General features: G+C 71.6%; 20 protein-coding genes. 14 read left to right on the top strand and 6 right to left on the bottom strand.

Translation table 11 applies throughout. The features are described from left to right. Window positions 1–4 precede the first annotated feature (4 nt). From ACVHNB_RS29680 to ACVHNB_RS29655, 6 genes are all read right to left on the bottom strand, one after another. Complete coding sequence (locus tag ACVHNB_RS29680; protein ID WP_428955463.1) at window positions 5–994, bottom strand: zinc-dependent alcohol dehydrogenase family protein; 990 nt, start codon at window positions 992–994, stop codon at window positions 5–7. Next, window positions 991–1,824: a carbohydrate ABC transporter permease gene (locus ACVHNB_RS29675; protein ID WP_428955464.1), complete on the bottom strand. Its 834-nt coding sequence runs from the start codon at window positions 1,822–1,824 to the stop codon at window positions 991–993. The genes ACVHNB_RS29680 and ACVHNB_RS29675 overlap by 4 nt, the downstream gene beginning before the upstream one ends. Beyond that, entirely contained in the window at window positions 1,824–2,762 is a 939-nt protein-coding gene (locus tag ACVHNB_RS29670; RefSeq protein ID WP_456226281.1) for a carbohydrate ABC transporter permease, read from the bottom strand. The genes ACVHNB_RS29675 and ACVHNB_RS29670 overlap by 1 nt, the downstream gene beginning before the upstream one ends. Further along, entirely contained in the window at window positions 2,759–4,129 is a 1,371-nt protein-coding gene (locus ACVHNB_RS29665) for an ABC transporter substrate-binding protein (protein WP_456226280.1), read from the bottom strand. The genes ACVHNB_RS29670 and ACVHNB_RS29665 overlap by 4 nt, the downstream gene beginning before the upstream one ends. A gap of 93 nt (window positions 4,130–4,222) precedes the next feature. Beyond that, complete coding sequence (locus ACVHNB_RS29660; RefSeq protein ID WP_428955467.1) at window positions 4,223–4,984, bottom strand: DeoR/GlpR family DNA-binding transcription regulator; 762 nt, start codon at window positions 4,982–4,984, stop codon at window positions 4,223–4,225. Window positions 4,985–5,255: 271 nt separating this feature from the next. Further along, window positions 5,256–6,110 carry an NAD-dependent epimerase/dehydratase family protein gene (locus ACVHNB_RS29655; protein WP_456226279.1) on the bottom strand — a complete coding sequence of 285 codons (855 nt, stop codon included), beginning with the start codon at window positions 6,108–6,110 and terminating at the stop codon, window positions 5,256–5,258. A 243-nt stretch (window positions 6,111–6,353) separates the two neighbouring features. Between ACVHNB_RS29655 and ACVHNB_RS29650 the strand changes: the two genes are divergently transcribed. The 14 genes from ACVHNB_RS29650 (at window position 6,354) to ACVHNB_RS29585 (ending at window position 21,916) form a co-directional block, all read left to right on the top strand. Then, the gene (locus ACVHNB_RS29650; RefSeq protein WP_428955469.1) at window positions 6,354–7,307 is read left to right on the top strand and encodes a 5-dehydro-4-deoxyglucarate dehydratase; all 954 of its coding nucleotides are present in this window, start codon (window positions 6,354–6,356) and stop codon (window positions 7,305–7,307) included. Continuing rightward, entirely contained in the window at window positions 7,304–8,464 is a 1,161-nt protein-coding gene (locus ACVHNB_RS29645) for a hypothetical protein (RefSeq protein WP_456226278.1), read from the top strand. The genes ACVHNB_RS29650 and ACVHNB_RS29645 overlap by 4 nt, the downstream gene beginning before the upstream one ends. 116 nt (window positions 8,465–8,580) lie before the next feature. Beyond that, window positions 8,581–9,159 carry a TIGR03086 family metal-binding protein gene (locus ACVHNB_RS29640; RefSeq protein WP_428955471.1) on the top strand — a complete coding sequence of 193 codons (579 nt, stop codon included), beginning with the start codon at window positions 8,581–8,583 and terminating at the stop codon, window positions 9,157–9,159. A 186-nt stretch (window positions 9,160–9,345) separates the two neighbouring features. Next, on the top strand, window positions 9,346–10,011 hold the full coding sequence (locus tag ACVHNB_RS29635) for a GntR family transcriptional regulator (RefSeq protein WP_428955472.1): 666 nt from the start codon (window positions 9,346–9,348) through the stop codon (window positions 10,009–10,011). Continuing rightward, on the top strand, window positions 10,008–10,937 hold the full coding sequence (locus ACVHNB_RS29630) for a dihydrodipicolinate synthase family protein (RefSeq protein ID WP_456226277.1): 930 nt from the start codon (window positions 10,008–10,010) through the stop codon (window positions 10,935–10,937). The genes ACVHNB_RS29635 and ACVHNB_RS29630 overlap by 4 nt, the downstream gene beginning before the upstream one ends. After that, window positions 10,934–12,673, top strand: coding sequence for an L-arabinonate dehydratase (araD, locus tag ACVHNB_RS29625; RefSeq protein WP_456226276.1), 1,740 nt, complete (start codon window positions 10,934–10,936; stop codon window positions 12,671–12,673). Before ACVHNB_RS29630 ends, araD begins: the two co-directional genes overlap by 4 nt. 129 nt (window positions 12,674–12,802) lie before the next feature. After that, entirely contained in the window at window positions 12,803–13,732 is a 930-nt protein-coding gene (locus ACVHNB_RS29620; protein ID WP_428955475.1) for a carbohydrate ABC transporter permease, read from the top strand. Then, window positions 13,729–14,640, top strand: coding sequence for a carbohydrate ABC transporter permease (locus ACVHNB_RS29615; RefSeq protein WP_428955476.1), 912 nt, complete (start codon window positions 13,729–13,731; stop codon window positions 14,638–14,640). The genes ACVHNB_RS29620 and ACVHNB_RS29615 overlap by 4 nt, the downstream gene beginning before the upstream one ends. Beyond that, entirely contained in the window at window positions 14,637–15,824 is a 1,188-nt protein-coding gene (locus ACVHNB_RS29610) for a Gfo/Idh/MocA family protein (RefSeq protein ID WP_456226275.1), read from the top strand. Before ACVHNB_RS29615 ends, ACVHNB_RS29610 begins: the two co-directional genes overlap by 4 nt. Continuing rightward, window positions 15,821–16,681: a DUF6807 domain-containing protein gene (locus ACVHNB_RS29605; RefSeq protein ID WP_456226274.1), complete on the top strand. Its 861-nt coding sequence runs from the start codon at window positions 15,821–15,823 to the stop codon at window positions 16,679–16,681. The genes ACVHNB_RS29610 and ACVHNB_RS29605 overlap by 4 nt, the downstream gene beginning before the upstream one ends. Further along, window positions 16,678–18,222: a family 43 glycosylhydrolase gene (locus ACVHNB_RS29600; RefSeq protein WP_456226273.1), complete on the top strand. Its 1,545-nt coding sequence runs from the start codon at window positions 16,678–16,680 to the stop codon at window positions 18,220–18,222. Before ACVHNB_RS29605 ends, ACVHNB_RS29600 begins: the two co-directional genes overlap by 4 nt. Before the next feature lie 94 nt (window positions 18,223–18,316). Further along, window positions 18,317–19,666: an ABC transporter substrate-binding protein gene (locus ACVHNB_RS29595; RefSeq protein ID WP_428955480.1), complete on the top strand. Its 1,350-nt coding sequence runs from the start codon at window positions 18,317–18,319 to the stop codon at window positions 19,664–19,666. A gap of 112 nt (window positions 19,667–19,778) precedes the next feature. Beyond that, on the top strand, window positions 19,779–20,600 hold the full coding sequence (locus tag ACVHNB_RS29590; protein ID WP_428955481.1) for a rhamnogalacturonan acetylesterase: 822 nt from the start codon (window positions 19,779–19,781) through the stop codon (window positions 20,598–20,600). 20 nt (window positions 20,601–20,620) lie between these two features. Beyond that, the gene (locus ACVHNB_RS29585; protein ID WP_428955482.1) at window positions 20,621–21,916 is read left to right on the top strand and encodes a pectate lyase family protein; all 1,296 of its coding nucleotides are present in this window, start codon (window positions 20,621–20,623) and stop codon (window positions 21,914–21,916) included. Window positions 21,917–21,937 lie beyond the last annotated feature (21 nt).

The raw sequence follows: 21,937 nt of genomic DNA, 5'->3' as shown, positions 1-21,937 counted from the left end.
CGCATTACGGGACGACGACGATCTTGCGGCCCACTCCGGACGCGAACTGCTCCAGTGCCCGCGGGTAGGAGTCGAGCGGCAGCCGGTCGCTGATGAAGACGTCGGGGTCGAGGACGCCGCCCGCGAACAGCTCCGCGGCCCGCTCGTAGCTGTGCAGCACCGCCATCGACCCGGTGATGGTGATCTCCTGGTTGTAGATGCGGTACGGGTCGATCGTCACGCGCGTCGCGTAGTCCGCGACGCCGAACTGCAGGAACGTGCCCGCCTTGGCGACCCGGTCGAGGCCGTCCTGGATCGCCGCCGCGTTGCCCGTCGCGTCGATCACCACGTCCCAGCCCTCGGGCCGGTCGAGTTCGTCGGGACCGGCCGCGGACGCCGAGACGCCGAGGCGCTGAGCCGTCGCGAGGCGGTCCGGGTTGAGGTCGACGACGTCGACGCTCGCCGCACCGGTCCGCTTGGCCAGCTCCAGCATCATCAGGCCCATCGTCCCGGAGCCGTAGATCAGCACGTGGGAGCCGAGCCGGGACCGCAGGACGTCGTAGCCGCGGACCGCGCAGGACAGCGGCTCGATGAGGGCCGCGTCCTGGGTGCGGACGTGCTCGGGCAGGCGGACGCAGTTGGCGACGGGGGCCAGCGCGTACTGGGCCGCGCCGCCCGCCGTCGTGACGCCGATCGCCGCCCAGCGCTCGCACAGATTGCCCCGCCCGGCCCGGCAGAACCGGCACTCGTGACAGTGCAGGGAGGGGTCGACGGCGACCCGGTCGCCGACCCGCACCTCCGTGACGTCGCGGCCGATCTCGGCCACCGTGCCCGCGAACTCGTGGCCCGGCACCACCGGCAGCGTCGGCGCGAACTCGCCCTGCAGGATGTGCAGATCCGTGCCGCACAGACCGCACGCGGCGACCTCCACGACCACGTCCCGGGGTCCTGGCGTGGGGTCCGGCACCTCGCCGACGACGACCTTGCCCACCGATTCGACGATCGCGGCCTTCATTTCACAGCTCCCAACGACAGGCCCTGGACCAACTTGTCCTGGGCGGCGAACCCCGCCGCGAGCACCGGCAGGGAGATCACGAGCGACGCGGCGCACACCTTGGCCAGGAACAGGCCCTGGCTGGTGATGAAGCCGGTCAGGAAGACGGGCGCGGTCTGGGCGACGACGCCCGTGAGCACCCGCGCGAAGAGGAGTTCGTTCCAGCTGAAGATGAAGCAGATCAGCGCCGTCGCGGCGATGCCCGGGAGGGCGATCGGCGCGACCACCCGGGTCAGCACCGTCGGCAGTCTCGCCCCGTCGATCTGGGCGGCCTCGATGACCGCGACCGGCACCTCCGCGAGGAACGACTGCATCATCCACACCGCGATCGGCAGGTTCATCGAGGTGTAGAGGATGACGAGCAGCCAGATGTTGTCGAGGAAGTCCGTGTTCTTCGCGAAGAGGTAGATCGGCAGCAGGCCCGCGACGACGGGCAGCATCTTGGTGGAGAGGAAGAAGAAGAGGACGTCCGTCCATTTCTTCACCGGGCGGATCGACAGCGCGTAGGCCGCCGGGAGGGCGAGCAGCAGGACGCAGAGCGTCGAGGCCAGTGAGGCCACCGTCGAGTTGATGAGCGCCGGCCAGGGGCTCGCGCCGCCGCCCGCGCCGAAGAAGTCGCGGTAGCCGTCGAGGGTGAGCGAGGCCGCGAAGGACGGCGGGTTGGTCGCCGCGTCCTCCTCCGAGTGGAAGGACGTCAGCGCCAGCCACGCGATGGGCAGGAAGAAGACGATTCCGGCCAGCCAGGCGACGAGGCCGAGTCCCTTGCTCCTGAAGAACGTCGAGAGCGTCATCAGCGCGCCCCCTCCTCTCGGAACAGCGACGACACGACGCGCAGCGCGAAGGTCGCGATGATGATCGAACCGATGACGACCAGCACGCCCGCGGCCGAGGCGAGGCCGTTCTCGTGGGCCTGGTAGAAGCTCTGGTAGACGGTGTAGGGCAGGTTGGCGGTGCCGAGGCCCCCGGAGGTCAGGGTGAAGACCGCGTCGAAGTTCTGCACGATGTAGATCGAGCCGAGCAGAGCGCCGAGTTCGAGGTAGCGGCGCAGATGCGGCAGCGTCAGATGGCGGAAGACCTGCCAGGCGCTCGCGCCGTCCATCCGGGCCGCCTCGATGAGTTCGGGCGAGCGCGACTGCAGGCCCGCGAGCAGGATCAGCATCATGAACGGGGTCCACTGCCAGATCAGCGACACCTCGACCGCGATCAGCGGGGTGTTGGAGATCCAGTCGGGCTGCGGGCCGCCGACGTAGTGCAGCAGGCCGTTGAGCAGCCCGTACTCGGGGTTGTACAGGACGTGCTTCCACAGCAGGGCAGCCGCCACCGGCACGAGCAGGAACGGCGCGATCAGCAGCGTACGGACCAGGCCGCGGCCCCGGAACCTCCGGTCCAGGAGCAGGGCGAGCCCGAGCCCGACGACCAGGCTCACCACGACCACGGTCACGGTCAGGACGATCGTCGTCAGGACGGACTTGCGCAGATCGGGGTCGGTGAGGACCTCCGAGTAGTTCCCGAATCCGGTGAAGTGCCGGGCGTCCGGGTACAGCGCGTTCCAGTCGAAGAACGAGATCACCAGCGTGGCCACGAACGGCAGCTGGGTCACGATGATCATGAAGACCAGCGCGGGCAGCAGGGGCGCCCGTGTGGCCCAGGCGCGCAGCCGCCGGGGCGGGCGCCGGGTGACGGGTGCGTGGGTGCGGGCCGCGGAGGCCGCAGGGGCGGTCGTCGTCATCGTCCCTCGTACTCCTTCGCGATCTCGGCGGCGAGTTTCTGGGACGCGGCCAGGGCGGAGTCGACGGACTGACGGCCGGCGATCGCCGCGCTGATCTCCCGGGAGACCTTGGTGCCGAGGTCGGTGAACTCGGGGATGCCGACGAACTGGATGCCGGGCGCGGGCCGTTTCTGCACGCCCGGATCACGCGGCCGGGCGCCCTCGATGGCGGCGCGCGTCACGTCCACGAAGGCGCTCGCCTCGTCGCGGTACTGCGCGTTCTCGTACGTCGAACTGCGCTTGCCCGCCGGGACGTCGGACCAGCCGACCTTCTCGCCGACGAGCTTCTCGTACTCCTTGCCCGACGCCCACGAGATGAACTTCCAGGCCTTGTCGGGGTTGGGGGACGCCTTCTGCAGGCCCCACGCCCAGGTGTAGAGCCAGCCGCTGTTCTCCGTCTTCTCGACCGGCGCGGGCGCATAGCCGATCTTGCCCTTGACCGGGGAGTTCTTGGACTCCAGGGAGCCGGCGGCGGACGTCGCGTCGTACCACATGGCGGTCTTGCCCTGGGTGAGGTTGTTGAGGCACTCGGCGAAGCCGGACTGGGCGGCGCCCGACTCGCCGTGCTTGCGGACCAGGTCCACGTAGAAGCGCGTCGCGTCCTTGAAGCCCTGGTCGTCGAGGCGCGCCTTCCAGTCCTTGTCGAACCAGGTGCCGCCGAAGGTGTTCACGACGGTCGTCAGCGGCGCCATCAGCTCGCCCCAGCCGGGCAGCCCGCGCAGACAGATGCCCTTCATCCCGGACTCGGCGCCGTCGGCCTTCGCCGCGAGGTCCGCGACCTGCTGCCAGGTCGGGTGCGCGGGCATCTTCAGGCCCTTCTTCGCGAAGACGTCCTTGCGGTACATGAGGAACGACGACTCGCCGTAGAACGGCTCCCCGTACAGCCTGCCGTCGTCGCCGGTGAGCGACTCGCGCATCGGTTCGAGGATGTCCTGCTGGTCGAAGCCGGGGTCCTTCTTCACGTACGGGCCCAGTTCGTGCAGCCAGCCGTTGCGGGCGTAGATCGGTATCTCGTAGTTGCTGAGGGTCGCGACGTCGTACTGGCCCGCCTGGTTGGCGAAGTCCTGGCTGATCTTGTCGCGGACGTCGTTCTCCGGCAGGACCGTGAAGTTGACCTTGATGCCGGTCTCGCGCGTGAAGTAGCGGGCGGTCAGCTTCTGCAACTCGGTCATCTGCGGGTTGTTCACCATCAGTACGTTGATGGAGTCGCCGCCTCCGAGCCCGCCGGCGCCGGCCCAGCAGCCGGACAGGAGGGGGGTGAGCAGCGTCCCTGCGGCGGCCGTCGCGAGCAGGGCGCCCGGTGGCCTCCGTCGGCTCTGGGTTCGCATGGATGCTCCTGAGTGGGGATGTATCGGGATGAAACGGCACGTCCCGGGGTGTGCGGAACCGGCGGACGTGCCGGGGGAGTCGACGGGGCGAGGTCAGACGCGGATGACCTGCGGGCCCATCAGGGAGTAGCGGTGTGCCTCGGACGCGGGCAGCTGACTGCCCGTGACGATCGCCTCCAGTGCGCCCACCGGTGCGAACCGGCAGAAGCTGACCGCGCCGAACTTGGTGTGCACGCCCGCGAAGACCGTGCGCCGCGCCGCCCGGATGGCCTGCGCCTTGACCTCGCTGACCGCCGGATCGGGGGTGGTCAGACCGTGGTCGCGGGAGATGCCGTTGGCGCCGATGTAGGCGAGGTCGATGACGAAGCCGGCGAGCATCTTCGTCGTCCAGTGGTCGACGGTGGCCAGGGTGCCGGGGCGCACCCGGCCGCCGAGCAGCAGGACGCTGGTGTTCTCGGCCTCGGCGAGCGCCCCCGCGGTGGCCAGGGAGGCGGTGACCACGGTCAGCGGGCGGTCCCGCGGCAGCGCCTCGGCGATCAGCTGCGGGGTGAACCCCTCGTCGACGAAGACCGTCTCGGCGTCCCCGAGCAGATCCGCGGCGGCCGAGGCGATCCGCCGCTTCTCCGGCACGTGCATCGTCGTACGGAACGCGAGCGTCGTCTCGAACCCGGCGCTCTCCACCGGATACGCCCCGCCGTGCGTGCGCCGGACCAGGCCGTGGTCCTCCAGGGCGCGCAGATCCCGGCGGACCGTCTCCTTGGCGACGCCCAGCTCGGCCGCGAGCTCCGTGACGTCGACGGAGCCGGTGCGGCGTGCCGCGCGCACGATCTCCCGCTGACGTTCCTCCGCGCTCATGCCGAACCCGCCTCCCTGGAAGAGCCCCGTTGCCCGTTCGGGCCCGGCGCGGCCCGTACCGGAAGTTCTACCGGGGCCGCTCGGCGGTGACCAGGTCTGTTGCGGGCCCGATGATGCCCGTTCGCGCCCGTTCACCCGGGGTGATGTCCGCCGCGGACCTGCGGGGGAGCGGGGGTGTCTGTGCGTTCGGGCGGGACGGATGCCCGGTCAAGACGGCGGGCGGGCCCGTTCGGTGCCCGCCCGCCGTGAAGGATGTCCGGTCCGGATGCGCTCAGTACGGCCAGATCGGCGGGTCGCTGATGAAGCGGCCGCCCATGTAGAGGTGGGCCGGGTTCTCGTCGGTCAGGGGGCCGAACTCGGCGAGGAGCTTGTCCGCGTACTCCTCCGAGTCGTCCTGCGGCTCGTAGCCGAGGGCCCGGGCGCTCGACAGGTCCCACCACAGGCGGGTGTTGGCGGAGGAGCCGTAGACGACGGTGTGCCCGACGTTCTCGGCGGTCAGCGCCGCGTGGAAGAGGCGGGCGCCGTCCGCCGGGCTCATCCACACCGACATCATGCGGACGTCGGTCGGCTCCTTGAAGCACGACCCGATGCGCACCGACACCGTCTCCTGGCCGAACTTGTCCCAGTAGAACTGTGCGAGGTCCTCGCCGAACGACTTCGACAGGCCGTAGTACGTGTCGGGGCGCCGCAGGGTCTCGACGGGGACCACGGGAGCGCCGTCCTCGGTGCGCGGGCGCGGGGTGAAACCGATGGCGTGGTTGGACGAGGCGAAGACGATGCGCGGGGCGACCCCGTCCGCCCGGCTCTCGCCCTCCGCGCGCACCGCCTCGTAGAGGTGGTAGGTGCCCTTGATGTTCGACTCGAGGATCTTGTCGAAGGTCGACTCCAGGGAGATCCCGGCCAGATGCAGCACGCCGTCGACACCGCGCACGGCCTCGCGCAGCGCGTCGCTGTCGTTCAGGTCGGCGACGATCGCGTCCGGCGCGTCCGCGATCGGGCGCACGTCGAGCAGCCGCAGGTCGTAGCCGTGCTGTGGCAGCAGCTCCCGCATCAGGGTGCCGAGTCCGCCGGCGGCACCGGTGAGCAGGATCGTGCGGGACCGGGGCGGGCTGGACGGCACTGACATGCGCGTGATCTCCGTATGTATGAGCGACATTCACATTCGTGGACACGCTAAGGAGGCGGGTCGCGCTCCGTCAAGGGTCGCACGGGGGTCACGCGGGCGCGCGCGATCCTCGGCCGAAGGGAGAAGTTCCGCTCGTCCCGGGCGAGTTCGGGCGCTTGACCGTCCCCTTTGGGGCGGCTTACGGTGAGCGCGTTCAGAGATATAGACGCGGATCAGAAACGTGCACATGTTCAGGGAGAGCCCGTGACGACGCCACCTTTTGGCCCCCTCGCCGCTCGACTCAGCATCCCCAGTGGGCCGCTGTTCTTCCCCGTCACCGCGTACGGACCCGACGGCGCCGTCGACCTCGACACCTACCGCACCCATGTGCGGCACGGCGTCGAGGCCGGGGCCGCCGCCGTGTTCGCCTGCTGCGGCACGGGTGAGTTCCACGCGCTCGCCCCCGAGGAGTTCGAGGCCTGTGTCGCGGCCGCCGTCGAAGCGACGGAGGGCCGGGTGCCCGTCGTCGCCGGCGCCGGATACGGCACCGCGCTCGCCGTCCACTACGCGCGCCTGGCCGAACGGGCGGGCGCCGACGCCCTGTTGGCGATGCCGCCCTATCTCGTGATCGCGGGGCAGGAGGGCCTGCTGCGGCACTACACCCAGCTGGCCGAGGCCACCTCCCTCGACATCATCGTCTACCAGCGCGACAACGCGGTCTTCACTCCGCGCACCGTCGTCGGGCTCGCCCGCCACCCCAAGGTCCTCGGCCTCAAGGACGGCCTCGGCGACCTCGACCTGATGCAGCGCATCGTCAGCGCGGTCCGCGCCGAGGCCCCCGGGGAGTTCCTCTACTTCAACGGGCTGCCGACCGCCGAACTCACCGCTCTCGCCTACCGCGGCATCGGCGTCACCCTCTACTCGTCCGCCGTCTTCTGCTTCGCGCCCGACATCGCGCAGGCCTTCCACGCGGCACTGAACACGGGCGACGACGCGACGGTGAACAAGCTGCTCGACGGCTTCTACCGGCCGCTCGTCGAACTGCGCAATCAGGGCCGGGGCTACGCGGTGTCCCTGGTGAAGGCCGGGGTACGGTTGCGCGGGCTCGACGTCGGCGAGGTACGGCCGCCGCTCCAGGAGCCGACCGAGGAACACGTCAAGCAACTGGCCGAACTCGTCGAGCAGGGACGGGCGTTGCTGGAAGGAGCCGGCGAGTGAAGGTCTCCATGTTCGTCTACCCCTGGGACGTCAACGGCGACCCGGACGCCGCCCGCCGCATCGCCGGCCTCGGTGTCCGACAGGTCACCCTCGCCGCCGCCTACCACTCCACCCGCGCCCTCACCCCGCGCCACCCGCGCCACCGCATCGTCACCGCCGAACACGCCTCCGTGCTCTATCCGATCGACGAACAGCATTGGAAAGGCGGGGAGTTGCGTCCCTACGCGGCCGGGGACTGGGCCCCGGGCGACGCGTACGGGGAGGCGGCCGCGGCCCTCGCCGACGCCGGGCTCGACGTCCACACCTGGGTCGTCCTCGCCCACAACTCCCGGATGGGCGCCGACCATCCGCACACCTCCGTCGTCAACGCCTACGGCGACCGCTACCCCTGGGCTCCCTGCATCGCCCAGCCCGCCACCCGCGCCTACCTCGTCGCCCTCGCCGCCGAGGCCGCCACCCGGCCCGGCGCCCGCGGCACCGAACTGGAGTCGCTCGGCTGGTACGGCCTCGCCCATCTGCACGCCCACGACAAGACGGCCGGCGTCGGGCTCGGCGAGGCCGGGCAGTACCTGATGTCGCTCTGCTTCTGCCCGGACTGCCGCGCGGGCTACGCGGAACACGGCCTGGACGCCGAGGAGTTGACCCGGTCGGTCCGGGCCGCCCTGGAACCCGTGTGGCGGGGCGAGGGCGCCGACGACGGCTGGCCGACGGTCGAGAAGCTGCTCGGCGCCGAGACCGCCGGCGCGACGCGGGCGTACCGCGACGCCACGGCCCGCAGCCTCCAGGAGGCGGCCGTCGCGGCGGTGCGGGAAGCCGCCCCGGACGACTTCCAGGTGCTGCTGCACGCCGACCCGGTCTCGTACCACTGCGGTGCCAACGCCGGGACCGACCCCGCGCACATCCTGTCCGTCGCCGACGGCGTCGTCGTGCCCTGCACCGGCGGGGCCGGACTCGTCGGACCGTTCGCCGCGCAGGGCAAGGGCGTCGTCGCCGCGAACCTCACCGTCGTACGGGGCATGGGCGGCAGCCCGGACACGCTGGCCGCCGACGCGCGGGCCGCACGTGACCTGGGCGCCACCGAACTGCGGCTCTACCACGCGGGGCTCGCCTCGGACGCGGACCTGGCGGCGGTCGGTGAGGCGCTCACGGAGCTCTGACACGACGCACCTGTGAGCGCCGATGGGTGCTGATGAATACCGATGCGCGCCGATGAGTTCCGGGCGGCGGGCCGGTCCTACCGGTGGAGGACTTCACACTCACCGGAGGGGTCACCATGAGTGACGCAGCAGTGGACATCGGCCCGCAGGCCCGCATCGTCGCGCGCCTCGCCCACGGCGTCCGCGAGGACCAGCTCGACCTGCCCACGCCCTGTCCCGACTACGCCGTACGGCACCTGCTCGGCCACATCCTCGGGCTGTCCATCGGGCTGCGCGCCGCCGGCCGCAAGGAACTCGGCGGCCCGACCGCGACGGCCCCCGGCAGCACGCTCCCCGAACTCGGCCCCGACTGGCGGTCCGTCCTGCCCGGGGCGCTCGACGACCTCGTGGACACCTGGCAGGAGCCCGCCGCGTGGGAGGGCATGACGCAGGCGGGCGGCCTCGATCTGCCCGGCGCCGTCGCCGGACTGGTCACCGCCGACGAACTGGTCGTGCACGGCTGGGACCTGGCCCGCGCCACCGGCCAGGCGTACGCCCCCGACGAGGCCGCGCTGCGGGCCGCCCGTGACCTGCTCACGCCGGACGAGGGCGGCCGTGACGGCCTGTTCGGGCCGGTCGTGCCGGTGCCCGACGACGCCCCGCTCCTCGACCGTGTCATCGGCCTGAGCGGACGCGACCCGCACTGGAAGGCGTAGCCCACGGATCGCCAAGTCCCGTGCGCCCGCATGCTGTTGGGTCTTTCTGATTTCTTTTGACGGAAGCGTTGACGAAACATCGCGCTGCTTCTAGCTTCAACGCGTCGTACTTCGTACGTCATATATGAGACGCGATACGAGATGTGCAATACGCGATCCGCCGGACATCAGACGCGAGAGGCGCGCATGACCTCAGTGCCCACTCCGATCCCCTCCTCCCGCACGCAGTACGTGCAGGAGGAGATCAAGCACCGCATCCTGACGGGACAGTTGAGACCGGGGCAGGCCCTGGTGGAGACCGACCTCGCCGCGCAGTTCGGGGTCTCCAAGACGCCGGTGCGCGAGGCCCTCAAGACCCTCGCCGGGACCGGGCTCGTCGTGATGAGCCAGTACAAGGGCGTCACGGTGCGCATGGTGGACGCGGACATGGCCCGCGAGGTCTACGACGTGCGGCTGCTGCTCGAACCGGAGGCGCTGCGCCGCACCGTGCACCGCCGCGCCTCCCTGGACGAGGCGCGCGCCGCCCTGGAGCGCTCCGACACCGCGACCGACGCGGCCCAACGCTCCCTCGCCAACCGGGAGTTCCACCGCGCGCTCTACGTCCCGTGCGGCAACCCGCTGCTCGGCAAGATGCTCGACGAGGTCCGCGACCAGGCCGCGCTCGTCTCGGCCGTCGCCTGGGCCGCCGACCCGTCCTGGGAGCGGGAGGCCGCCGAGCACCGGGAGATCCTGGAGCTCGCCCTCGCCGGTGACGCCCAGGGCGCCTCGCGCGCGCTGCGCGACCACATCGCGTCGTTCGTACAGCGGGCCTTCCCCGAGGCCCGGGATGAAGAGGGTGGGCACGACTCATGACAGCTCCGACGCCCGACGCGGCGTACCCGTTCGAGACCGCGCGGACCGCGCTCGCCGATGTCGTCGCGATCCCGGTGACCCCGTTCGCCGCGGACGGATCGGTCGACGAGGCCACCTACAAGGCGCTGCTGAGGCGGCTGCTCGACGCCGGAGTGCGCACCCTCACCCCGAACGGCAACACCGGCGAGTTCTACGCCCTGACCCCCCAAGAGCGCCGCCGTGTCACGGAACTGACCCTGGCCGAAGCGGGGGAGCGGGCCGCGGTCCTGGTCGGTGTCGGCCATGACGTGCCGACCGCCGTCGAGGCCGCGCGGCACGCCCGCGACGCCGGCGCCCACATGGTGATGGTGCACCAGCCCGTGCATCCGTACGTCTCCGAGGGCGGCTGGGTCGACTACCACCGCGCCATCGCCGAGGCCGTGCCCGGGCTCGGCGTCGTCCCGTACCTGAGGAACGCCGCGCTGCCCGGCGCCCGGCTCGCCGAACTCGGCGCGGCCTGCCCGAACGTGATCGGGGTGAAGTACGCCGTCCCGGACGCCGCGCGGTTCGCCGCCTTCGCCCGGGACGCGGGCCTGGACCGCTTCGTGTGGGTCGCCGGGCTCGCCGAGCCCTACGCGCCGTCCTACTTCTCGGCCGGCGCCACCGGCTTCACCTCGGGTCTCGTGAACGTCGCGCCCGGCGTTTCGCTGTCCATGATCGAAGCGCTTCGATCGGGCGACTACCCGGCCGCCATGAAGATCTGGGAACAGATCCGCCGTTTCGAGGAGCTCCGCGGCGCCGACGCCTCCGCCAACAACGTCACCGTCGTCAAGGAGGCCCTCGCCTCCCTCGGCCTGTGCCGTCGCGAGGTCCGCCCGCCCAGCCGGGAACTGCCCGAGGCGGAGCGCGCCGAGGTGGCCGGCATCGCGGCGGGGTGGTCCCTATGAGTCCGGCCCGCCGCAGACTGGCCCCCGAGGAGCTGCGCTCCCACCAGTGGTACGGCACGGAGGGCGCCCTGCGCACCTGGTCGCACAACGCGCGGATGCGCCAGCTCGGCTACGAGGCCGAGGAGTACCGGGGCCGCCCGGTGATCGCCGTCCTGAACACCTGGTCCGACATCAACCCCTGCCACGTCCATCTGCGCGAGCGCGCCGAGGCGGTCAAGCGAGGGGTGTGGCAGGCCGGCGGCTTCCCGCTGGAGTTCCCCGTCTCCACGCTCTCGGAGACGTACCAGAAGCCCACCCCGATGCTCTACCGCAACCTGCTCGCCATGGAGACCGAGGAGCTGCTGCGCTCCTACCCCATCGACGCGGCGGTGCTGCTCGGCGGCTGCGACAAGTCGACCCCGGCGCTGCTCATGGGCGCCACGTCCGCCGATGTGCCGTCGGTCTTCGTCCCCGCGGGCCCGATGCTGCCCGGCCACTGGCGCGGCGAGACCCTCGGCTCCGGCACCGACATGTGGAAGTACTGGGACGAGCACCGCGCGGGCAACCTCACCGACTGCGAACTGCGCGAACTGCAGGGCGGATTGGCGCGATCGCCCGGCCACTGCATGACCATGGGGACCGCCTCCACGATGACCGCCGCGGCCGAGGCCCTCGGCATGACGCTGCCCGGCGCCTCGTCCATCCCCGCCGTCGACTCCGCGCACGAGCGGATGGCCGCCGCCTCCGGGCGCCGCGCCGTCGAGCTCGCCTGGACCGCGCTCAGGCCGTCCGGGATCCTCACGGACGAGGCCTTCGAGGACGCCGTCACCACGGTCCTCGGACTCGGCGGGTCGACCAACGCCGTGATCCACCTGATCGCGATGGCGGGCCGGGCCGGAGTCCGCCTCGGCCTCGACGACTTCGACCGCGTCGCACGCACGGTGCCGGTGCTCGCCAACGTACGGCCCGGCGGCCGGACGTACCTCATGGAGGACTTCCACTTCGCCGGCGGCCTGCCCGCGTTCCTGTCCCGCATCCCCGACCTGCTCCACCTGGACCGGCCCACGGTCAACGGCTCGCTCCGCGACCAGATCGAGGGCGCCGTCGTCCACGACGACGACGTCATCCGCACCCGCGCGAACCCGGTCGCGCCCGAGGGCGGAGTCGCCGTGCTGCGCGGCAACCTCTGTCCCGACGGCGCCGTCATCAAGCACATCGCCGCCGAGCCGCACCTGCTGAAGCACACCGGCCGCGCCGTGGTCTTCGACGACTACCGGACCATGCAACGCACCATCAACGACCGGGAGCTGGGCATCACCGCCGACAGCGTGCTGGTGCTGCGCAACGCCGGCCCCAAGGGCGGGCCCGGCATGCCCGAGTACGGGATGCTGCCGATCCCCGACCACCTGCTGAAGCAGGGCGTGCGCGACATGGTGCGGATCTCCGACGCCCGGATGAGCGGCACGAGCTACGGGGCGTGCGTGCTGCACGTCGCCCCCGAGTCGTACGTCGGCGGGCCCCTCGCCCTGGTGCGCACCGGCGACCGCATCACCCTCGACGTCCCCGCCCGCTCCCTGCGGCTCGACGTGCCGGACGCCGAGCTGGAGCGGCGCAGGGCCGCGTGGACCGCCCCGCCCGAGCGCCACGAACGCGGGTACGGGGCGCTCTACAACGAGCAGATCACCCAGGCCGACACCGGCTGCGACTTCGCCTTCCTGGCCAGGCCGGGCAAGGTCCCCGATCCGTACGCGAGCTGACCCGCCCGGCCCGCCCCCGCACGCCGTTCGGCCGATCTGCCGAACGACGTCCGCGAAGCGCTTCGAACCCGACGCTGTCGAAGCGCTTCACCCGCATCACGTCTGAGCCACCGAGAACGGAGTCCAGTCATGGCCCAAGCCGCAGCCGTGGCGAAAGCCCCGCCGCCCCGGCGCCGTAGGTCAGCCACCCCGCGCAGGCTTCCGTACCTGCTGATCGCACCCGCCGGGCTGCTGATGCTGGGCTTCATCGCCTACCCCGTCATCAGCGTCTTCTACTACAGCCTGCAGAACTACAACCCCACCAAGCCGTGGCGCAACGGCTTCGCGGGCCTGGACAACTTCGTCACCGCCTTCACCGACGACCCCGACTTCTGGAGCACGCTGGGCTTCAGCCTCCAATGGGTCGTCGTGCAGGTGGTGCTGCAACTGCTGCTCGGCCTCGGGCTCGCGCTCGTCGTCAACCAGACCTTCGTCGGCCGCGCCATGGCCCGCGCGCTGGTCTTCTCGCCGTGGGCCGTCTCGGGCGTGCTCACCTCGGCCGTCTGGATGCTGCTCTACAACTCCCAGACGGGCATCACCCGTTACCTCGCGGACGTCGGCGTGGGCTCGTACGGCACCTCATGGCTGTCGGACACCGCGACCGTCTTCCCGGCCGTCGTCACCGCCGAACTCTGGCGCGGCGTCCCCTTCTTCGCGATCCTCATCCTCGCCGACCTGCAGTCCGTGTCGAAGGACCTGTACGAGGCCGCCGAGGTCGACGGCGCGAGCCGCTTCCGGCAGTTCCTGCACATCACGCTGCCGCACCTGAAGGACGCGATCATCCTGTCCACGCTGCTGCGCGCGGTGTGGGAGTTCAACAACGTCGACCTCCTCTACACCCTCACCGGCGGCGGGCCCGCGGGTGAGACGACCACCCTGCCGCTGCGCATCGCCTCCATCGCCGTCGACTCGCACGACTTCGGCTACGCGTCCGCGCTGACCTCCATCGCCTTCGTGATCCTCCTGTTCTGCTCGATGGTCTATCTGCGCCTGAGCAAGTTCGGGGGCGAGGAGAAGTGACCGTCAAGGAAGCCCCGTTGACCGCCACCACCCCGATCGCCGCCCCGGCCGGCGGCCGGCACCGGCTCGATGTCACCCCGCCCCGCAAGAGCCGCTCCTGGGACGACGTGCCGCGCTGGCAGATCTATGTCCCGCTCGGTGTCTACCTGCTCTTCACGCTCGTCCCGTTCTACTGGATGCTGCTGTTCGCGTTCCGGCCCGCCGGGTCCACCTCGCTGGTGCCGTGGCCGCTCACCTTCGACCACTTCGACAAGGTGTGGAACGAGCGGTCCTTCGGCCTCTTCTTCCAGAACAGCCTGCTCGTCGGCGTCGCCTCGATGCTGATGACGACCGTCGTCGCGCTGGCCGGCGGCTACGCCCTGGCCCGGTTCAACTTCAAGGTCAAACAGGGCTTCATGCTGGCCCTGCTGTGCTCGCAGTTCATCCCCGGCGCCCTGATGCTGGTGCCGCTGTTCCAGATCTTCGCCAACCTGAAGATGATCAACTCGCTGGGCAGCGTCATCATCGCCGAGACCGTCTTCCAGCTGCCGCTCACGATGATCCTCATCAGCGGCTTCATCAAGAACGTGCCGTACTCCCTGGAAGAGGCGGCCTGGGTCGACGGCTGCGGACGCTTCCGCGCCTTCTGCGCCGTGGTCCTGCCGCTGCTGCGACCGGGGCTGATCGCGGTCGGCTCCTTCGCCTTCGTGCACAGCTGGAACCACTTCCTGTTCGCCCTGATGTTCCTCTCCGACCAGGACAAGCAGACGATCCCCGTCGGCCTCGCGACTCTCATGGGCGCCGACTCCGTCGACCTGGGCGCGCTCGCCGCGGGCGGCGTCGTCGCCGCCGTCCCCGTCGTGATCGTCTTCGCGTTCATCCAGAAGTGGCTCGTCACGGGCTTCAGCGCCGGGGCGGTGAAGGGATGAGCGGCCACCCGCGGGAGCCGGTCCCCGTCGTCCTCGCCGGGGCGCGCGGCCACGGCCGCTGGCACCTGGACAACCTCCGGCGCCTCACCGGCGCGGGCCGCGTCACGCTCGCCGGCGTGTGCGAGCTGAAGCCGCTGGAGGAGTCCGAGCTCGGCGGCTTCGGGCCCGTCGCCCAGTCCGACGACTTCGGGGCGCTCCTGGACGCGACCGGCGCCCGGATCGCGATCGTCTGCACCCCGATCCCCACCCACACCGACCTGGCCCTGACCGCCGCCCGGCGCGGCGTGCACCTCCTCCTGGAGAAGCCGCCCGCACCGTCCTACGCGGAGTACGCGCGGATGGCCCGGGGCGTGGCCGAGCAGGGCATCGCCTGCCAGGTCGGCTTCCAGTCGCTGGGCTCGCACGCGGTGCCCCACGTCCGCGACCTCGTCCGCGACGGGGTCATCGGTGAACCCCTGGGCATCGGCGCCGCCGGAGCCTGGGCCCGTGACGAGGCCTACTTCCGGCGCGCCCCGTGGGCCGGACGCCGCCGCCTCGACGACGGCGCCGGCGGGCACGTCGACGTCGTCGACGGCGTCCTCACCAACCCCCTCGCGCACGCCGTCGCCACCGCCCTCGCCCTCGACGGGGCGACCGGCGCCGACGACCTCGCCGACATCCGCACCGAACTCTTCCGCGCCCACACCATCGAGGCCGACGACACCTCGTACGTCGGGATCACCACCCGCCGCGACACCCGCGTCACCGTCGCCGCGACGCTCTGCGCCGAGCGGCCCGGCGAGCCGTACGTCGTCGTGCACGGCACCCACGGCCGGATCACCTTCTGGTACAAGCAGGACCGCGTCCTCGTACAGCGCGCGGGGCACGGCCCGCAGGAGACCGCGCACGGGCGCACGGACCTCCTGGAGAACCTCGTCGACCACCTGACGGCCGGCGCGGAACTCCTCGTCACCCCCGCCTCGACGGGCGCCTTCATGCGCGTCGTCGAGGCGATCCGACGGGCCCCCGACCCGCGCGCCCTGCCCGCCGACGCGTGGCGCACCGCGCCCGGCGCGGGCGAGGACACCGTCCGCCGCGTCGTGCCCGGCATCGACGCCCTCGTCGCCGCCAGCGCCGACTCCCTCACCGGCTACGCCGAGCTCGGAGCGGTCTGGGCCCGGACAGGACTGGAGGCAGCACCGTGAGTCATCTCCTGCGACAGGCCACCGCACCCCTGACCCTGAGCTGCGCGGGCCGTCCCGTCGCCCGCTACGACCTGCGCCCCGACGTCGGACAGCGGCTCGCGCCGCGCCCCTGCCTGCACCCGGTCAGCACCCTCGGCGGCACCCCGGTCACCGAGTTCGCCCCCGCCGACCACGTCCACCACCTCGGGGTGAGTATCGCCGTGCCGGACGTCGCCGGGTACAACTTCTGGGGCGGCCGCACCTACGTCCGCGGCCAGGGCCCCACCGCCCTGGACAACCACGGCGAGCAGCGGCACCGCGAGTTCAAGCTGTGCGACCCCGACGGGTTCGTCGAGGACCTGGAGTGGACCGCCGACGGCTGCCTCGTGCTGCGCGAGCGGCGCACCGTCGCCGCGTCCCAGGTCGCCGACGACGCCTGGGCGCTCGACCTGACCTTCACCCTCACCAACCCGGCCGACCAGGACCTGACCATTGGCAGCCCCGCCACCAACGGCCGCCCCGGCGCCGCCTACGGAGGCTTCTTCTGGCGCGCGCCCAAGGAGGCCGCCGCGCCCGCCGTGTTCACCGCGACCGACGACGGCGAGTCCGCCGTGCACGGCCGCACCGCCGGCTGGCTGGCCCTGGCGGGCGACGGCTGGACCCTCGTGTTCGCCGGGGCCACCGCCGAGACCCGGCGCGACCCCTGGTTCGTGCGCACGGGGGAGTACCCGGGCGTCGGCTCCTCCCTGGCCTCGCGGGCGCGGCTGCGGATCGCCGCCGGTGACACCGCCGTGCGCCGCGTCGTCACGGTCGTCGCCGACGGCCGCCTCGACCGGGCCCGCGCCGCCGCCCTCGTGCGCAAGGCGGTGGCCGCGTGAACGCCGGGCGGCGCACCGGCGACCTGGGCGACGGGACGTACCGCAACCCGGTGCTCGCCGCCGACTGGTCCGACCCGGACGTGATCCGCGTCGGCGACGACCACTACCTCACGGCGTCCAGCTTCGGCCGCGTCCCCGGCCTGCCGCTGCTGCACTCCCGCGACCTCGTCAACTGGACCCTGGTCGGCCACGCGCTCGACCGCCTCGAACCCGCCGAGGCGTTCGCGACGCCGCGCCACGACTGCGGCGTCTGGGCGCCGTCGCTGCGCCACCACGCGGGCCGCTTCTGGATCTTCTGGGGCGACCCCGACCACGGCGTGTTCCAGATCAACTCACCCTCCATCAGGGGCCCGTGGACCAGGCCGCACCTCCTCAAGGCGGGCAAGGGCCTCATCGACGCGTGCCCGCTGTGGGACGAGGAGACCGGGGAGGCGTTCCTCGTGCACGCCTGGGCCAGGTCCCGCTCCGGGGTCAAGAACCGGATCACCGGCCACCGGATGAGCCCCGACGGCCGCGAACTCCTCGACGAGGGCACGCTGTTGATCGACGGCGACCAGCTCCCCGGCTGGTTCACCGTCGAGGGACCCAAGGCGTACCGGCACGACGGCTGGTACTGGATCTTCGCCCCGGCCGGGGGCGTGGAGACCGGCTGGCAGGGCGTGTTCCGCTCCCGCTCCTTCTTCGGGCCCTACGAGGAGCGCGTCGTGCTCGAGCAGGGCGACAGCGGCATCAACGGCCCCCACCAGGGCGGCTGGGTGCGCACCGGTGCCGGCGAGGACTGGTTCCTGCACTTCCAGCAGCGCGGGCCGTACGGACGCGTCGTGCATCTGCAGCCGATGCGCTGGGACGCGTCCGGCTGGCCGGTGCTCGGCGACGAGGGCACCCCCGTGCACGTACACGAGAAGCCCGCGCTGCCCGTGCAGCCCGTCACCGCGCCCGCCACCGACGACGACTTCCCCGGCGGCCGCTTCGGACGGCAGTGGCAGTGGACCGCCAACCCCCGCGACGGCTGGGCCAGTTCGCACGCCGGGGACGGGCTGCGCCTCGCCTGTGTGCGGTCCGGGGACAGGGTGCGCGACCTGCGCCGCGTCCCGCACCTGCTCACCCAGCGGCTGCCGCTGCCGCCGTCCCGGGTCGAGGTCGGCCTCCGGCTCACCAGCACCACCCCCGGCGCCGGAGCGGGACTCGCCGTCCTCGGCGACGCCTACTCCTGGATCGGCCTGGAGCGCGGCGCGGACGGCACCGCGCACGTCGCGCACCGGTTCGCCGAGGCCGTCGCCGACGCGGAGCGCGACGCCGCACCGGTGCGCGCGGCGCCGGGCGGGACGGCGCGCCTGCGTGTCGATGTCACCGACGGGGCGCGCTGCCGCTTCTCCGTCGACACTGGTGACGGCGCCGGGTTCCGTCCCTCGGGCCAGGTGTTCGCCGCCGCGCCGTGGCGCTGGGTCGGGGCGCTGCTCGGGCTGTTCGCCGCGGCGCCGGCCGGCACCGGGCCCGCCGGAACGGCCCTGTTCACGCACTTCCGGATCACCACCGTCTGACCGCCCGAAGACCCCTGCTCCACCGGCCTTTCCTGCCTCGCTCAGCACACGCCAGTCACCACCCTCCGTCGGATCCAGAAGAAGAGAGCCGATCATGAACATCCGTATCCGCAGACCCGCGCTCCGCACCGGCACCGCCCTCGCCCTGACCACGGTCCTCGCGCTCACCGCCACCGCTTGCGGCGACGACGGCAGCGGCGCGGGCGGCGACAAGGGCGACGAGGGCTCGGGCAAGGGCGAGATCACCTTCTGGGACAACAACACGGCCGTGCGCCGCGATGTCTGGATGGAGATCATCAAGGACTTCGAGAAGGCGAACCCCGGCATCAAGGTGAAGTACGTCGGTATCCCCGCCGAGAGCGTGCAGTCCAAGTACGACACCGCGATCCAGGGCGGCGGCCTGCCCGACGTCGGCGGTGTGGGCACCGCCATGCTGGCCGGGATCGCCGCGCAGAACGCCCTCGAACCGCTCGACGACCGCGTCGCCACCAGCGCCCTCAACGGCAAGCTCAACGACGCCTTCGTGGAGTCCGTGAAGGCCGCCGGCGGTTCCGGCTCCTCGATGTTCACCGTCCCGACCTCGGCCAACAACGGTGTCCTGTACTACCGCACCGACCTGTTCAAGTCGGCCGGTCTGGACGCCCCGACGACGTGGAGGAAGTTCTTCGACGCCGCCGGCAAGCTCACCGACACCGGCAAGAACCGGTTCGGCTACACCATCCGCGGCGGCGAGGGCTCCATCGCCCAGGCGCTCGACGTCATGTACGGGCAGAGCGGCATCACCTCGTTCTGGGACGCGGACAACACGAAGACGACGGTCAACGACCCCAAGAACGTGGCCGCGTTGGAGAAGTACGCCGGCCTCTACAAGAAGGCCACGCCGTCCGCCGACGTCAACAACGACTTCACCAAGATGGTCGCGCAGTTCGACAGCGGCCAGATCGGCATGCTCAGCCACAACCTGGGCTCCTACGGCGACCACGTGAAGGCGTTTGGCACCAAGTTCCGCGGCCTGCCCAACCCGACCGGCGACGACGGCACCCGCGTCCAGGTCTCCAACCCCGTGGACGGGCTCGGCCTGTTCAAGTCGAGCAAGAACAAGCAGGCCGCCTGGAAGTTCATCGAGTTCGCCGCCTCGCACGCGGAGAACAGCAAGTGGAACGAGTCGGCCAAGCAGATCCCCGCCAACACCGAGGCGGCCAAGGACGCCTGGGTCCAGAAGTCCGAGCCGACCCGGCTGGCCGCCGAGGCGCTCGCGTCCGGCTCCACCAAGATCGTGCAGCTGCCGTACTACCTGCCCGACTGGAACACCATCTCCAAGGCCGAGAACGAGGACGACCTGCAGAAGGTCCTGCTCGGCAAGGAGTCGTCCAAGCAGTTCCTGGACCGGCTCGCCGACCAGCTGAACAAGGCGCAGGACGAATGGAAGGCACAGGCCAAGTAGGAGCCGTGCCCGGTCGACCGGTCCGGCGGCGGGATGTCTCCTGTCGTACCACTCCCGCCGCCGGATCCTCCACGCACCTTTCGCCCCGCTCCTGAAAGGACGGCACATCGTCGTGTCGACCACCCGAAGAGCGGCCCTGGCCGCACTCGCCGGACTGCCGCTGGCCGCGGCCGTCGCGGGCCCGGCAACCGCGGCCGCCCGCCACGACCACCGGACCCTGTTCGTCGCGGGCGACTCCACCGCCGCCCAGAAGTACGCGGACGCCGCGCCCGAGACCGGCTGGGGCACGGCCCTGCCGTTCTTCCTCTCCTCGCGCGTCGAGGTCGCCAACCACGCGGTCAACGGCCGCAGTTCGAAGAGCTTCGCCGACGAGGGCAGGCTGGACGCGATCCTCGGCGCGATCCGCCCCGGCGACCTCCTGCTGATCCAGTTCGCGCACAACGACGAGAAGAGCGCCGACCCCACCCGCGCCACCGAGCCCTGGTCGACGTACCAGGAGTACCTGATGCGCTACGTCGACGGGGCGCGGGCTCACGGCGCCCGCCCGGTGTTCGCCACGCCCGTCGAACGCAGAAGGTTCGACGCCGACGGCAACGCGCAGCCCACCCACGGCGACTACCCGGCGGCGATGCGCGCCCTCGCCCGGCAGGAGGGCGTCGCGCTCCTCGACATCCAGGCGCTGTCGCTCGCGCTGTGGCAGCGGCTCGGGGTCGAGGAGACGAAGGCCTACTTCAACTGGACCGCCACCGAACAGGACAACACGCACGCCAACCCGCCCGGCGCGATCGCCGTGGCCCGCCTCGTCGCCACCGAACTGCTGCGCCGCCGGGTGCTGCCCGCGCGGGACCTGCGCCGGCTCGGCGACGAGATCGACGAACTCTCCGATGTGTGGCAGTCGCGGCTGACGTGGCTGCCCGGCACGACACCCGCCTGAAATCCCGCGAGGAGCACACAGTGAACACACCGAGATGTCATGCACGTGTCATAGCGACGGTGCTGGGCTGCACCGCACTCGTCCTCGCCGTCACCGGCACGGGCGCCGCGCAGGCGCACGGCCGCGACGTGGCCCGTGAGACCCTGGCCGCGGGCGACGGCTGGGGCTCGGCCACGACCGGCACCCAGGGCGGCGCCGCCGCCGATGCCGCCCACGTCTACACGGTCACCACCTGGGCCGGCCTGAAGGCCGCCTTCGCCGACGGCGGCAGCACGCCGAAGATCGTCCGGATCAAGGGCACCCTCGACGCGGACGGCGCGGACTGCGCCGAGTTCGCCGCCCCGGGCTACGACTTCGACCGGTACCTCGCCGACTACGACCCGGCCGTCTGGGGCTACGAGAACGAGGTCAGCGGCGAGCAGGAGGACCTGCGGGCCGCCTCCGCCGCCGCCCAGGCCAAGGCCGTCAAGGCGAACGTCCCCGCCAACACCACGCTCATCGGCGTCGGCAAGGGCGCGGGCATCGTCGGCGGCAGCCTCCAGATCAACGGGGTCGACAACGTCATCGTGCGCGGCCTCACCCTGGAGTCCCCGCTCGACTGCTTCCCGCAGTGGGACCCGACCGACGGCGACACCGGCAACTGGAACTCCGAGTACGACGCGGCCGTCCTCTCCAACGCCACGCACGTCTGGCTCGACCACAACACGTTCACCGACGGCGACCACCCGGACTCGACCCTGCCCACCTACTACGGGCGGCTCTACCAGCAGCACGACGGCGAGCTGGACATCGTCAAGGGCGCCGACCACGTCACCGCCTCCTGGAACGTGTTCGCCGACCACGACAAGACCCTGATGATCGGCAACAGCGACAGCGCGGGCGCGACGGACCGCGGCAAGCTGCGCGTGACCCTGCACCACAACCTGTTCACCGGCCTGGTCGAACGCGCGCCCCGGGTGCGCTTCGGGCAGGTCGACGTCTACAACAACTCCTATGTGGGCAGGGCTGATTACGCGTACTCCTTCGGGATCGGCGCCGAGTCGCAGCTCTATGCGGAGAAGAACGCGTTCAGCCTGCCGAAGGGGATCAGCGCGGCGACCGTCCTGAAGAAGTGGAGCGAGGCGCCCCTCACCGCCGTCGACAACCGGGTCAACGGCCGGGCGGTCGACCTCATCGCCGTGCACAACGCGGAGATCCCCGGGGAGACGCTGGCCTCCGGCGCCGGGTGGACCCCGGCGCTGCGAGGGCATGTCGACCCGGCGCGTGCGGTGCCGCGCGCCGTGCAGCGGGGGGCCGGGGCGGAGCGGCTCGGGTAGGGCGCGCCCCGGCGCCGTTGT

This window comes from Streptomyces sp. YJ-C3 (assembly GCF_053891275.1).
This window is presented reverse-complemented; position numbering and strand designations above follow the sequence as displayed.

Bases quoted from the DNA above. Each gene is read 5' to 3' on its own strand.
- ACVHNB_RS29595 (WP_428955480.1), top strand. From the start codon at position 18,317: ATGAACATCCGTATCCGCAGACCCGCGCTCCGCACCGGCACCGCCCTC.
- ACVHNB_RS29635 (WP_428955472.1), top strand. From the start codon at position 9,346: ATGACCTCAGTGCCCACTCCGATCCCCTCCTCCCGCACGCAGTACGTG.
- ACVHNB_RS29675 (WP_428955464.1), bottom strand. From the start codon at position 1,824: ATGACGCTCTCGACGTTCTTCAGGAGCAAGGGACTCGGCCTCGTCGCC.
- ACVHNB_RS29665 (WP_456226280.1), bottom strand. From the start codon at position 4,129: ATGCGAACCCAGAGCCGACGGAGGCCACCGGGCGCCCTGCTCGCGACG.
- ACVHNB_RS29660 (WP_428955467.1), bottom strand. From the start codon at position 4,984: ATGAGCGCGGAGGAACGTCAGCGGGAGATCGTGCGCGCGGCACGCCGC.
- ACVHNB_RS29630 (WP_456226277.1), top strand. From the start codon at position 10,008: ATGACAGCTCCGACGCCCGACGCGGCGTACCCGTTCGAGACCGCGCGG.
- ACVHNB_RS29670 (WP_456226281.1), bottom strand. From the start codon at position 2,762: ATGACGACGACCGCCCCTGCGGCCTCCGCGGCCCGCACCCACGCACCC.
- ACVHNB_RS29655 (WP_456226279.1), bottom strand. From the start codon at position 6,110: ATGTCAGTGCCGTCCAGCCCGCCCCGGTCCCGCACGATCCTGCTCACC.
- araD (WP_456226276.1), top strand. From the start codon at position 10,934: ATGAGTCCGGCCCGCCGCAGACTGGCCCCCGAGGAGCTGCGCTCCCAC.
- ACVHNB_RS29620 (WP_428955475.1), top strand. From the start codon at position 12,803: ATGGCCCAAGCCGCAGCCGTGGCGAAAGCCCCGCCGCCCCGGCGCCGT.
- ACVHNB_RS29680 (WP_428955463.1), bottom strand. From the start codon at position 994: ATGAAGGCCGCGATCGTCGAATCGGTGGGCAAGGTCGTCGTCGGCGAG.
- ACVHNB_RS29640 (WP_428955471.1), top strand. From the start codon at position 8,581: ATGAGTGACGCAGCAGTGGACATCGGCCCGCAGGCCCGCATCGTCGCG.
- ACVHNB_RS29610 (WP_456226275.1), top strand. From the start codon at position 14,637: ATGAGCGGCCACCCGCGGGAGCCGGTCCCCGTCGTCCTCGCCGGGGCG.